This is a genomic window from Telmatobacter sp. DSM 110680 (genome assembly GCF_039994875.1).
Taxonomy (GTDB): Bacteria; Acidobacteriota; Terriglobia; order Terriglobales; family Acidobacteriaceae; genus Telmatobacter.
In genome coordinates this window covers 4319785-4333175 of record NZ_CP121196.1, presented here as the reverse complement: position 1 = coordinate 4333175, position 13391 = coordinate 4319785, and the positions used below count along the sequence as shown (strand labels likewise).

The window sequence follows — 13391 nt, the reverse complement described above, 5'->3', positions numbered from 1 at the left end:
GCTATCGATGCTTATCGATCACAGGTCCGAAATAACATCGATGAGGCGTACAAACGGCACAGCGTTGAGTTTCCGGTGATATGGCCACTCGGCTGGAACACTGATCGACGTGAATGGCTCGATTAGAGTATTGCCTTTATCGCAACCGGCACGTTCGCGCTGTCGAAGATCATCGGTTCACACGGAAAGGCCCCGGCGTCGATCCGCCGAGGCCTTTTCCGCGATGCTTGACGAGAGCTATTTCACTGCGTTGATGACTACGATGCTTGGCCAGAGCGCCGTCGGGTCCTGCAACTCGATAAGTTGCGACGGCGAGATAACCAGCCCCGTAACGACTCCCGGATTATCCGAAGTACTGAACGTGCCGTCGGCGTTCAAGGTAAGGGTTTGGCTGAAGTTTTCGTTCGGTAGCCGAGACTTGTCTTCGGATCCGGTAATGCTGTTGCTGGTCACCTGGGCAATCCCGCTTACCGTATCCCAGCCAGTTCCCCAAACAATGTCCGGTTGCGGCGTACCCAGATAGTAGCTCCCGGCTGTGATTGTGGTTGCCGACTGCGGCGCAACTTTCCAGATACCGTCCGATCCTGCAAGAAAGCCCGTATTGGAGCCGGTCAGGTAGATGACTGGCGGCTCGACCCAAGCCGAGGTGGTGGAGTTGTAATAGCCGCCGCAGTTCGTGCCGCTGGTCGCGACCCTGCCGAAAGAGTCAATGGTGTAGGAGCAGGTGGTGGGAACTGGCGACGGCGTCGTCCACTTGCCAGTTACGTTTTGGTAAATCTTGCCCGTGTAGCTCGTTCCCGTGGCGTTCACGAGACCAAATCCCGCCATGTCAGAAGTTGTCCCGTAGCTGTTCGTACTTGTCCCATACATGGCGAGATTGCCGGACAGGGTTAAGGAACCACTCTGGAGCTTCAGATCCCCAGCCAGAATGGTGCCCGCGCTCGTGGTGACTTCGAGAATATGGGTCGGTGAAAGCAGGTAGGCAGCACGGTTCAGGCTTTTGGGTCCCAAGGTGCCCAAGTTTGCCGTGGTGGTGAGTGTGTAGCGACCCGTGGTCGGGTCAGGAGCGGTGTACGTGCCCGTTAAGCCCGACTGCTTCGTAAGGATCCCGTAGCTCTTGTAATCATATTCGCCATTCGTGATGACGCCGCCGCTGCCGTATACGTCGACACCCGAAGCTATCACCCCTGATTCGTATTGAGACGTGCCGATCGCGCCGATCTGAGCGTGGACCCAGTTCCCGGTGGGCACTGCGGTGGGTACTTGCTGCTGGAAGATCTGGCCCGAGCCGGCAAACACTTCCCAACCAGTGGGCTCAGCTTCCTGAATCACGCCTTGCGCGAAACCTGAAGTGCTGGGAGGAATAGCAAAGCGCGTGATGAACGTGTAGAACGGAGTAACGATCGTGGCGCATCCACGATTGTCCGTGCCCATGGTGTAGCTGCTGCCACTCGGGGTGATGGTGCCGGATTGGACGCCCAAGCCGTTGCCCAAGTCTTGTTCGCCGTTGGCATCCACGTAACCTGCGGTGATGTTTCCAATTCCATCTGCTGTAAAAGAGCCAACAACGGCAAAGAATCCGTCACCGGTTCGGCCCGTCATTCCAAAAGCGTACTGCCCTTTGAGAGCGGACTCGTTTCCCGTGCCGCAAGCCGACGCCGAAGCCACAGTGAGGGTTAATGCCTGAGTCTGGCTTTGGCTCGGTACGCTGGAATCGGACACAGTAAGCGAGAAGGCTGCGATGGCAGCTGTGGTGGGCGTTCCGGAAAGCGTCCAGTTCGTCCCCGAGCCACCCAGCGTCAACCAGTTGGGCAGCGTTGAGCCGGTTGCTACTGTCCATGCATAGGGCGGCGTGCCTCCAGAAGCTTGCAAAGGTGCACTGTAAGCCGCATTCACCGTTCCGTTGGGCAAGGTGGTCGTTGTGATCGCGAGCGGCGGGGCGTTGATTGCCAGCGTGAACTGCTGGTTGACACTCACCTGCGGCGTGCTGGAATCCTTTGCTGTCACGGTAAAGGTGGAACTGCCAGGCGCCGTGGGTGCTCCGGAGATCACGCCCACACCCATCGAGTTGCCTGCGAGCGCTAGCCCTGCAGGCAAGCTCCCCGTAGTTACACTCCAGCTGATCGGTAGTGTGCCGCCGCTCGTTTCTATGTTCTGGCTGTAGGCCGTGCCAACGGTGCCGGCTGGGAGCGACGTGGTTGTGATGCTCAGCGCGGGACTGATCGTGATAATTAGTGCTTGAGTTTTGGTCTGGGGAGGGCTGCTTGAATCGGTGGCGGAAACTGTAAAGTTGAATGGGCCTGAGGCAGTGGGCGTGCCGGAAATCGCTCCCGAATTGCTGAGAGTGAGGCCTGCTGGCATGCTTCCCTGAGAGATGCTCCAGGTGACGTTTCCTGTGCCGCCAGCACTTGCGAGCGTAGCGCTGTAGGTGGAGTTCATTGTGCCGTTGGGTAAAGACGTGGTCGTGATGGTCAATCCCGCGTAAATCGTGACACTAAGTGCCTGCTGTGCCGATTGCTGCGGTGTGCCGGAATCCTTGGCTTGAACGGTAAAGTTGGAACTTCCTGCTGTGGTGGGCGTGCCGGAAATCACTCCGGCAGCACCTAAAGTCAGCCCAACTGGCAACGTGCCAGTGGCCACGCTCCAGGTGATGGTTCCTACGCCACCGCTAGACGCGAGGCTCGTGCTATAAGCTGTGCCGACGACGCCATTGCTCAGGGCTGTAGTGGTGATGGCAAGTTTCGGATTGATAGTGATGCTCAGTGATTGATTGACAGTTTGCGCGGGGCTTCCCGAATCTGTGGCGGTGACTGTAAACACGCTGGTGCCCGCGGCAGTGGGAGTGCCGGAAATCATCGAGCCACTCAAGCTCAATCCGGCAGGCAAAGTTCCGGTCGTCAAACTCCAGCCGATGGTTCCTGTACCACCCGACGCTGCCAGAGAAGCACTGTATGCCGCGCCTGCGACGCCATTAGAAAGCGACGTTGTGGCGATCACCAACTGGGCCGGCTTGATCGTCAAGCTCAACTGTTGCGTCGCGGAGACTGGCCCTTCGTGTCCACCGGAGGCATCGGTGACCTTCACGGTGAAACTTGTGGCTCCGGCAGTTGTCGGAGTACCCGAAATGGTTCCGGCGTTGGTCAACGAAAGACCGGCAGGCAGAGAAGATCCGCTGGCGAGTGCCCATGTCAGCGCGCCAGAACCACCGGTCGCCGCCAGAGTCGCGCTGTAAGCCGTAGCGACTGTGCCCCCCGCCAGAGTCGTCGTGCTGATGCTGGGAGTTGGTGAAACCACCACCGTTGCAGATGCGGTCTTAGTGGTGTCGGCCACCGATGTTGCCTGAATAGACACTGTCATGCTGGATGAAACAGTCTTAGGAGCGACATACGTAATGCCCGTGGATGTGCTGCCTGTAAAGGTGCCGCATGCGCTTCCTGTGCACCCGGTTCCGGACATGGTCCAGCTGACGCCCTTACTGTGGGAATCATTGGCGAGCGTAGCGCTGAAGCTCAATGTTTGGCCTGCATCAATTTTTGCCTGTGCCGATGGAGCAATCGCAACCGAGATGACCTTTTTGGTGCTCCCGCATCCGCACACAAACAAGACGACTGACAACACGATCAAGAAAGATCTCTTCATGACTTGGTTACCTCGTGCGACATCAATAACGACAGCTTGATGTGAGGACAATCACATTGCCGCTACCGTTCATTGCATGTATCAGCACTTCTTCCCGAAGCGAAGGCTTTCGATTTCTTGCTTCACTGAGATAGCTGGAATAGAAAGAAGAATGTGTCACGTCGCTGCAAGGTAACCGCGAGAATTTACCAATGGGGGATGTGTTCCGCAAACGAAGGTGCTACGATTTTGCTCATCTTCGCGTAGCGAATTAGCAAGCAGGGAGAACGTCTTGAATCCCGCCAAGGGAGAAATCACTTTGCTGTTGGCAAAGTGGCGGAATGGTGAGGCATCGGCTTTCAATGAGTTGATCCCTCTTGTCTATCCGCATCTCCGCGAAGTGGCAGCCTCTTACATTCGACGTGAGCATAACCCAGACATTCTGCAGGCCACAGCTCTCGTTCATGAACTCTACCTGCGGCTTCTGCATCAGAAGAAAGCCGCGTGGGAGGATCGCAGGCACTTCTACACATTTGCAGCCAAGGTCATGCGCATGATCCTGATAGACCACGCGCACGAATGTCAGACTCAGAGCCGCGGAGGGAACCACGATCGCATCCCGCTCAACGAAGATCTCTCCTGGGTCGAAATCGGCAGTCCCGAACTCCTCGATCTCAATCAAGCATTGGACGAGTTGAATGCGCTCGACCCCGCCAAGGTCCAGATGGTCGAACTACGATACTTCCTCGGTTGTACCGCCGACGAGACCGCGGTTTTGATGGAAGTTTCAAAAGCCACGGTGGACCGTTCGCTCAGATTCACCAAGAGTTGGCTCTTCCAGCGTATTCATCCGGGCGTGGCTGAGAGCGCTATACATTGATGACACAAATCAAGCTCCTTCCTCGCAAACTCAGTTAAGGGCGGAAAACTCGGACGAGGTCCGAACAGCATGGACCTGGCGACGGAAAGATTCTTACGCATTGAAGCGATCTTTCAGGAAGCGATCGAGGCTCCTGAAAAAGTCCGCGATCTGTTGATAGAGGTGCAGTGCAAAGGTGACTCGCAGCTCATGTCGGAGGTGCGCCTGCTTCTGGAAGCTTGCAAAGCCGCAGAGCAAGTAGACGAAACCTGGCGCTCTGAGGCTGGCACGCGCGGAGTTGATTCGCTCAGCCTGAGACGAGTCGGGCCGTACGAGATCGATAAGCTTCTGGGTCGTGGCGGAATGGGCGCTGTCTACCTGGCCCATCGCGCCGATGGGCAATTTGAACAAGAGGTCGCCGTCAAATTGATTGACCTGCCCCTTGCCACCGCGCTCTTTCGGGAGCGGTTTCGGCAGGAGCGGCAGATCCTGGCCGAGTTGCAACATCCCTATATCGCGCGACTCCTCGACGGGGGCGTTACATCAGAAGGCGATCTTTACCTCGTCATGGAGTATGTCGATGGGCGTCCAATTCATCAGTATTGCAATGAGCGGCAGCTCTCCCTCTCAGAGCGCCTTGGACTTTTTCTGCACATCTGTGAAGCGGTTCAGTTCGCACACCAGCACTTTGTCGTGCATAGGGACCTCAAGCCGGACAACATACTCGTGGCGCCGGATGGCACTCCGCGCCTGCTGGATTTCGGCACCGCAAAGTTGATATCTCCGACCATCGATCGTCTTGATAGAACACTGACGCGGGAAGGTTACTCCTCATTCACTCCTCAATATGCCAGCCCCGAACAAATCCTGGGACGTACGATCACCGCTGCAACGGACACATATTCACTGGGGGTGCTGCTTTATTACCTGATAACGTGTGCGCTGCCTTATGAGTTGAAGGAACTCACGCTCGAGGAAATGATACGGGTTATTTGCGAGACACCGCCTCGCCGGCCGGAACACCAGGCTGGTTCACACAAAAAAATTGATGTAGATCTCGAAGCAATCCTAATGAAGGCGCTACGCAAAGAGCCGCAGGATCGTTATCGCTCTGCCGAGTTGCTCGCCTCGGATATCCGCGCTTACATGGCCCGTCAGCCCGTCGCTGCTCGTAAAGGCGGCTTCCGATATCGAGCTGGCAAGTTCATCCGCAGGAACAGCGTGTTGCTGCTGGTCGGATCATTTCTGGCGATTTCGCTCTTAGCGGGCATCACCGGCATCCTCTGGCAATCGCACCAGACGAATATTCAGAAGCGCAAAGCCGAAGCTCGTTCTGCCGATCTGCGCCAGCTCAGTAATAGCCTGCTGTCGGAATTGGACCAGGCTATTCGGGACCTACCAGGGTCCACCGGCGCGCAGAAGCTTCTCGTCTCGCGTGTACTCGATCATCTCGATCGAATGGCGGCTGATGCACGTGACGACCGCCAGACTCAATTGGATCTGGCCAGCGCCTATATTCAGATCGGGCAAGTTCAGGGCGATGGTTATTTTCAGAACATGGGAGACACTCCTGGCGCTTTGTCTGACTTTGACAAAGCAATTGCAATTGCCAATTCACTTTCCATGTTGGATCGCAAAGACCGTGAGGCTCTTCGAGTCTTGGCTCTCGCCTTGAGATCGAGAAGCGAAACTCTGTTCCGTGCAGGCCGCACACCTGAGGCAGTTCCCCTCATTCGTCAAGCCACCAGTGCATTTGACATCCTCACGGCAGACTCTAATGCATCAGCTTCGCTTCTCGCAGAGGCCGCCAACGCCTATGGAGTAATGGGCGACGAACTCGGGCAGCCAATGATTGGAAGTCTCAATGATGTGTATGGTGCGGTCGCGGCATACCGAACGGACCTTAGTCTCGTCATTCGCGCGAGGAAGACCGATGCGTCGGTAGCCCGCACGCTTCGCGTCGCCGCTATTGCTTCAATGAGAATTGGCGAGATCGAAATGGATACCGATCCAGTGCAGGCTCTACGCGATCTCGATGTGGCTCTTCAATTTCTGGATGCGATGCCCAAAGGCGAGCAGGCGAGCTTCGGATCAGCTCGCACACGGTCCGCGGTGCTCCATCGCCAGGCAATATCCCTGAATGAATTAGGAAGGTATGACGAGGCTGCACGTCTCTTTGATCAGGTGTACCAAGCAGATCTCAAGCGGCAAAGTGCAGATCCGCTTGACACCCGGCTCCTCGAAGACCTGATCGGTGATCTGAGCGATGAGGCAGATGGTTATGAGTATGCCGCAGACCCGGCACTTGCTCGGAATCCAGCTGATCGACCACGCAACCTCAGAATGGCGGCGAGTCTGTACGCAAAGGCGATTCCGCTGGCGGAGAAATTTCTGCGCCAAGAACCTGCGAACGAGAATCTTCAGGAAACACTCGCTGAACTGATACTGGATGTCGACTCCTTACACTTCGCGCTCCATTCGCCTGGCGAAACTAAACACCAAGAGAAAGACCAACTCGCTATACTTCGGAGACTTGCTCATGACACTGCAGATCCATTCATGCTCTACGCGGTTGCGAATGTCTTTCTACGTGTAGAACCTCGTTCACTACGCGACCCTCAATTCACATTGCATTGCGCGCAAGGCTCAGTGGAACGAAGCTTTGGTACCATTCCTGCAATGCAACTGGCACTGGCTAAGGCGTACCGTGTAGCCGGTCAGACCGCGAGGAGTCGCGAAGAAGCCGGGAAGGGACTCGCGATTTTGCCGCCTCAGCGTCCAAACGAACCTAAACCGCGGCTGAGGAAACTTCTTGAAATCGAGGCTCGATAATCCCATCGGATCAAATCCTGCTTTTATCACTCGTCGGCAGATGTCAAAGTTCGGCCACAGCCCTCGCATAACACCTTCGAGTTTCGAATCGTTCGGTTAAGCACCGTCAGACCGGATGCGATCTCATGTGAGGACCCGCTGTAGCCGCTTTCGAATTTGAGCGACTGCCCAGACCAAGTAGACAATCTACCTCCAGTGGGAGTAGAGTGTCTACGTCTATGAGCGAAAAGGACCAGTATAAGAATCGGATTGACCTGTTGCAGGGAACACTCGACATGCTCATTCTTCAAACTCTGCAATGGGGACCGGCGCACGGATACGGAATCGTACAGGCTTTACGTTTGCGATCCGGAGATGTGCTTCAGGTTGAGACCGGATCACTGTATCCGGCTCTCCATCGATTGGAGCGTCAGGGTTGGGTGCAGTCTGAGTGGAAGCAGTCAGAGAGCAAGCAAAGAGCGCGATATTACCGAATCACGGCCAAGGGAAAAAAGCAGTTGGCCTCGGATCTGGGCCGATGGGAGCGAATTGTCGAAGCGATTGGTTCGGTGATGTACGTCAAGCCGGAGGAGAGCGAGTCATGAAGGGTTTCCCGAGCTTCGGTTTTCAGCGGCGCAAGCGCGAGTTGCAGGAAGAGTTTGATGCTCACCTGCAGATGGCAATTGCCGATCGAGTGGCGCGAGGGCAATCGCCCTCCGAAGCGAAGATGTCGGCGCTCCGCGAATTCGGGAGTGCTCCGATGATTGCCGATGTGACGCGTGAGCAATGGGGTTGGTTGCGGCTAGAACTTCTGTTCCAGGATATTCGCTATGCACTCCGGCAGTTACGAAGGGCGCCGGGATTTACCGCTACCGTGCTGCTAACACTTGCGCTTGGCATCGGCGCCAACTCGGCCATCTTTACGCTTGTCAATGCCATCCTGCTCCGAAATTTACCGGTGACCGATCCAAAGAGCCTGATTCGCATCGGCGACCAAAACGATTGCTGCGTCACCGATCGCTGGAAAGAGACGGGAGATTACTCGCTCTTTGCCACCGACACGTATTCCATGTTCAGGAAGAACCTCCCGGAGTTTGAAGAACTGGCCGCAACGTCCTCCTTCTACGGCGCGGGTCCCCTTATCGTCCGCCGCGCCGGACCAGACACAGTGGCGAAATCGATGGTGGGCACCTTCGTCTCCGGAAATTACTTTCGCGTCTTCGGACTTTCGCCGGCGGCCGGACGGTTCTTTGTGGACGCCGATGACCAGACAGGAGCACCGCTCACAGCAGTCATGAGCTATGACGCCTGGCAGCAGGATTACGCAGGCGATCCGAGCGTAGTGGGACGCACCTTCTACATCAATGGCAAGGCGTCCACTGTCGTTGGCATTGCTCCCAGAGGATTTTACGGAGACCGTGTCGACACCAATCCGCCAAGCTACTTCCTTCCAATGCATGCCATGGATGAGGTGATTGGCGCTCCGTTCGTTTCCGACCCCGGCAAGCAGTGGGCCTACATCATCGGGCGCGTTAAGCCAGGAACGTCTCTGCCGGCGCTTCAGGCCAAAGCCAGCACGCTGCTCAAGCACCAGTTTGCGACTCTCAAGACCTTTAGCGATGCGCGCGCCCAAAGGGTTCTTCCACTCACCCATGTTGTCCTCACGCCCGGAGGCGGCGGCATTCAGAACATGCAGAGCGATTATCGGGATCGTCTAAACCTGCTGCAATGGATAGGAGCCCTGGTTCTTCTTGTCGCTTGCGCGAATATTGCGAACCTCCTTCTCGTGCGCGGCATGGGCCGCCGCGCGGAGTTTTTCATCCGCTCAGCGCTGGGCGCGCAACGCAGCCGCCTTGTCCGTCAGCTTCTGCAGGAAAGTGTTGTTCTCTCGAGCATGGGCGGCCTGCTCGGACTCGCCGTCTCCTATCTGGGGGCGCAAGCCCTGCTGGCTCTTGCTTTTCCGGATCGGCACAACATGCCGGTCGCGGCTTCTCCATCTGCCCTGGTGATAGGTTTCGCCTTTTCGCTTTCACTGATTACGGGCGTCCTCTTTGGCCTTGCACCGGCGTTGCTGGCCGCACGCGCCCGGCCGGCCGACGCTCTGCGCTCGAACTCACGGACAACTGCCTACGGAGCGTCCTTCTTCCAGCGCGGACTCGTTGTCGTTCAGGCCGCGCTCTCCCTCGTGTTGCTCGTCGCTGCGGGCCTGTTTGCTCAGAGCCTCACCAGGGCAGAGAACGTGAACATGAGTCTGGATACAGCAAACCGCTATATTGTTCACATCAATGCCCAGGGAGCGGGCTACAAAACTACTGAAGTCGAGCCTCTTTACCAGACCATCGTTGACCGGTTCCATACCATCCCCGGCGTTCTCAAAGTCGGCCTCTCAACCTACACGCCCATGGAGGCAAACGACTGGAACTCCGGCGTCAAGGTTCAGGGCGATCCAAACCTGCACAAGACCGCATCCTGGGTGAAGGAGACGCCGGAATACTTCGACGCCGTCGGAACACACCTTGTCATGGGCCGCGGATTCACGCCGCAGGACACGATGAACGCTCCTCCGGTCGCCGTCGTCAACCAGGAATTCGTCAGACAGTTTTTCGGCAACCGAAATCCGATCGGCCATCGATTTGGATTTGACGATCCGCTTCACCCGGGTAGCGATGGAGCACATGAGATCGTCGGCGTGGTGGAGGACACCACCTACACAAGCGTCTATTGGAAGAACCACGCCATGTATTTTCTTCCTCTCACGCAGCCCGCCGGCCTTCCCGCGCCCGGCGACCCAGACGGATCTGTGTACGCGGGAGCCATCGTGATCGAAACCGCTCACTCCGTTCCCGGGTTGGAAAAAGTCGTCGGCGACACCCTGGCGAGTATCAACCCAAATCTCACCATCCTTAAGTTCCAGACATTCCGGCAGCAGATTGACGATCGGTTCACGCAGGAGCGGTTGATCTCGCGCCTCACCTCTCTCTTCGGTCTGCTGGCGCTTCTGCTCGCCGCCATCGGGCTCTATGGTGTCACGGCCTATACAGTCGTACGCCGCACACCGGAGATCGGGGTCCGCATGGCACTCGGAGCGGCGCGGAGCCGGGTAATCGGCATGGTCATGCGCGGGGCCATGCTGCAGACCGCCGCTGGACTCGCGATTGGTATTCCGGTCGCGATCTTCTGCGTGCGCTACGTCAAGTCGCAGCTTTATGAGATCACCAGCGTGAACGTGTCGGTAATGATTATCGCCATTGGAGTGCTGACGCTCGCGGCCGCCATTGCCGGTATTGTCCCGGCACGGCGCGCGGCCTCAATCGACCCGGTGAGTGCGTTGCGCATTGAATGAGCTGAGTGGGCATACAAGCCTTTCGGCTCCGAAAAAGCGACCATGCTGGGCCGGGGAGCGGATTGTTGAAGCGATTGGTTCGGTGATGTACGTCAAGCCGGAGGAGAGTGAGTCATGGAGTGGTTCCCGAGCTTCGGTTTTCAACGGCGCAAACGCGAATTGCAGGAAGAGATTGATGCGCACCTGCAGATGGCGATTGCCGATCGACTGGCGCGAGGTGAGGCGGCAGAGGCGGCGCGACAAGCAGCAGCACGGGAGTTTGGAAACGTTCCTTTGGTGCAAGATGTGACGCGCGAGATGTGGGGCCAGGCGTGGCTTGAACAACTAGGCCGGGACGTCCGTTTCGCGCTACGGCAGCTGCGCAAGAGCCCGGGCTTTACGATCACTGCGACAGCGATGCTGGCTGTAGCTATCTGCGCCAATAGCACCGTCTTCAGTTGGATCGACGGGACCATGTTGCGTCCGATTCCTGGCGCGCGAAACACGGGCGACCTTGTGAGCCTGCAGCGGGGAGAACGCAGCTTTTCTCCAACTCCGCCCTTCTCCTATCTCGACTATCGCGACCTGCGCGAGCAGAGCCAGACCTTAACCGGAATGCTCGCATATCACAGCGATTGGATCACGCTGACAGACGGCGCACAGCCGCAGCGCATCTATATCGGGAATGTGTCCGCAAACTTCTTCGACGTGCTGGAAGTGAAACCTCAGTTGGGGCGCTTCTTTCTGCCTCAGGAAGAAACGCGGCCGGATGCCGTGCCGTATGTTGTGCTTGGGTACTCGTTATGGAAGACGCGCTATGCGGGAGACCCTGGAATTGTGGGCAAGTCGATCGAGATTGCCCGGCATCCTGTGACGGTGATCGGCGTAGCCCCGGAGGGGTTTGTCGGGGCGGCGCCGGGGCTTCGGGATGATGCATGGCTGACGCTGAATCCCCTCGGGACGAACGTGTACAGGCTCACGCATCGTAGTGGTGGTGCGGTCTGGCTGATCGTAATAGGAAGATTGCGGCCCGGCGTAAGCCGTGGCCAGGCAGCCCAGGATATGGACACGCTGATGCACAATATTGTCGCGTCGTATCCTGACGACCACCTGGGCGAGAACAGGATCACGCTCGATCCCATGTGGCGCTCGCCATTCGGCGCCAACGGATACATGGCGGCGACGCTGCCCATTCTGCTGGCCTTCGCTGGTGTGGTGCTGCTGCTGACCTGCGCGAACGTGGCTACGTTGACGCTGGTGCGGTTTGTATCGCGGCGGCGCGAGCTTGCGATCCGGCAGTCGCTCGGGGCGAATCGCATGCAACTGGTGCGGCAGATGGTGCTGGAGGGCGTGGTGCTTTCCATCGTCGCGGGAGCCGTGGCCATCGCGTTGACAGCGTGGACTTCGAAAACATTCGCATGGTTCTTTCCGGCGAGCTCGGCTCCAATCATTCTGAACGGGAGCATGGACCACAACGTGGTGATCGGGATTGCGGTGTTCTCCCTTTTGGCCGGCGTGCTGTGCGGCGCGCTCCCCGCCTGGCGTTCGTCGCATGCGCCGGCAGCTGAGGTACTCAAGGCAGAGTCGGCAAGTGTCTCCGGTGGCTCACGCAACCGGAAATTGCTCAGCGGGCTTGTGGTGGCGCAGATCGCGCTTTCACTTCCTCTGCTGTTGTGCTCCGGGCTCTTTCTGCGAACACTGCGGAACCTCGCCGGCGCAAATCCCGGATTTGAACCGGACCATATTCTCACCGCGTCCGTGGGGCTGAACATCGCCGGCTACAGCCACGACCAGGAACAGGTGATCCGTCACAAGATTCTGGATCGCGTGTCGGCACTGCCCGGCGTAAAGGTTGTGTCTCTGACGGACTGGATTCCGATGACCCTGACCCACAAGTCGGTCGATGCGTATCCGGAAGGGTATGCGCCACGCCCCCACGAATCTCTACAGGTGTACCACGCCGACGTGGCCCCGCGGTACTTTGAATCCCTTCAAATACCCATCCTGGAAGGACGCGAGTTTACACAAGATGACGATGAAAAGGCCCCAAGGGTTCTCATCGTAGATCAGACTGCAGCGAGGCTCTACTGGCCGGGACAGGATCCGCTGGGAAAGAAACTCAGGGTGAACGGCAGCCCTTTCACAGTTGTCGGCGTGGCGAGAAATTCGACGCATATGTTATTGAATGAGTCCCCGGAGCCCATGGTATATATGAGCTTTTTTCAGTCGGGGTACGAGACGATTGTGCAGGTGGAGACCGAGCGAAATCCGGCCGACCTGGCGCCGGCGGTGGAAAACGCCATCCACGAGATCGATACACAGCTGCCGGTCTTCGATGTGCGTCCCATGCGGGAGAGCACCCAGTTGGCGAGCAGTTTCGCCGTCATCGAGAGCTCCCTGGCGGGAATGTTCGCGCTGATTGGGCTCGTTCTTGCGGTAACCGGAATCTACGGAGTCGTGGCCTATCGAACCCAGATGCGGACCCACGAGATTGGAATACGAATGGCTCTTGGCGCTTCACGGGTCAATGTGCTGCGACTCGTGCTGTTACAGGGATTGTGGATCACAGGCATCGGTCTGGCGCTGGGACTCGCGTTTGCGTTGGGACTGACACGTTTCATCGCGCGGATGCTGTATGGAATCGGCGCCCACGATCCCATCACCGTTGCTACCGTCGTCATCCTCCTGGGAGCAATGTCGTTGTTAGCCTGTTACATTCCGGCACATCGAGCGGTGCGCCGGAACCCCGTGACAGCAATTCGCGAACTGTAAGCCGCAATT

6 protein-coding genes are annotated in these 13391 nt (G+C 57.5%); 5 read left to right on the top strand and 1 reads right to left on the bottom strand.

The features are described 5' to 3' along the window. Positions 1 to 237 precede the first annotated feature (237 nt). Positions 238 to 3639, bottom strand: coding sequence for a putative Ig domain-containing protein (locus P8935_RS17830; protein ID WP_348261649.1), 3402 nt, complete (start codon positions 3637 to 3639; stop codon positions 238 to 240). A 271-nt stretch (positions 3640 to 3910) separates the two neighbouring features. Here P8935_RS17830 and P8935_RS17825 point away from each other — a divergent pair, with 271 nt between their 5' ends. From P8935_RS17825 to P8935_RS17805, 5 genes are all read left to right on the top strand, one after another. Continuing rightward, positions 3911 to 4498 (top strand): ECF-type sigma factor, encoded by a 588-nt coding sequence (locus P8935_RS17825; RefSeq protein ID WP_348261648.1) that lies wholly within the window; start codon positions 3911 to 3913, stop codon positions 4496 to 4498. Positions 4499 to 4567: 69 nt separating this feature from the next. After that, complete coding sequence (locus P8935_RS17820) at positions 4568 to 7309, top strand: protein kinase (protein ID WP_348261647.1); 2742 nt, start codon at positions 4568 to 4570, stop codon at positions 7307 to 7309. A 218-nt stretch (positions 7310 to 7527) separates the two neighbouring features. Beyond that, positions 7528 to 7893 carry a PadR family transcriptional regulator gene (locus tag P8935_RS17815; RefSeq protein ID WP_348261646.1) on the top strand — a complete coding sequence of 122 codons (366 nt, stop codon included), beginning with the start codon at positions 7528 to 7530 and terminating at the stop codon, positions 7891 to 7893. After that, positions 7890 to 10631: an ABC transporter permease gene (locus P8935_RS17810; RefSeq protein ID WP_348261645.1), complete on the top strand. Its 2742-nt coding sequence runs from the start codon at positions 7890 to 7892 to the stop codon at positions 10629 to 10631. The genes P8935_RS17815 and P8935_RS17810 overlap by 4 nt, the downstream gene beginning before the upstream one ends. A gap of 114 nt (positions 10632 to 10745) precedes the next feature. Then, positions 10746 to 13382, top strand: a complete 2637-nt coding sequence (locus tag P8935_RS17805; RefSeq protein WP_348261644.1) for an ABC transporter permease — start codon at positions 10746 to 10748, stop codon at positions 13380 to 13382. Positions 13383 to 13391: the final 9 nt, after the last annotated feature.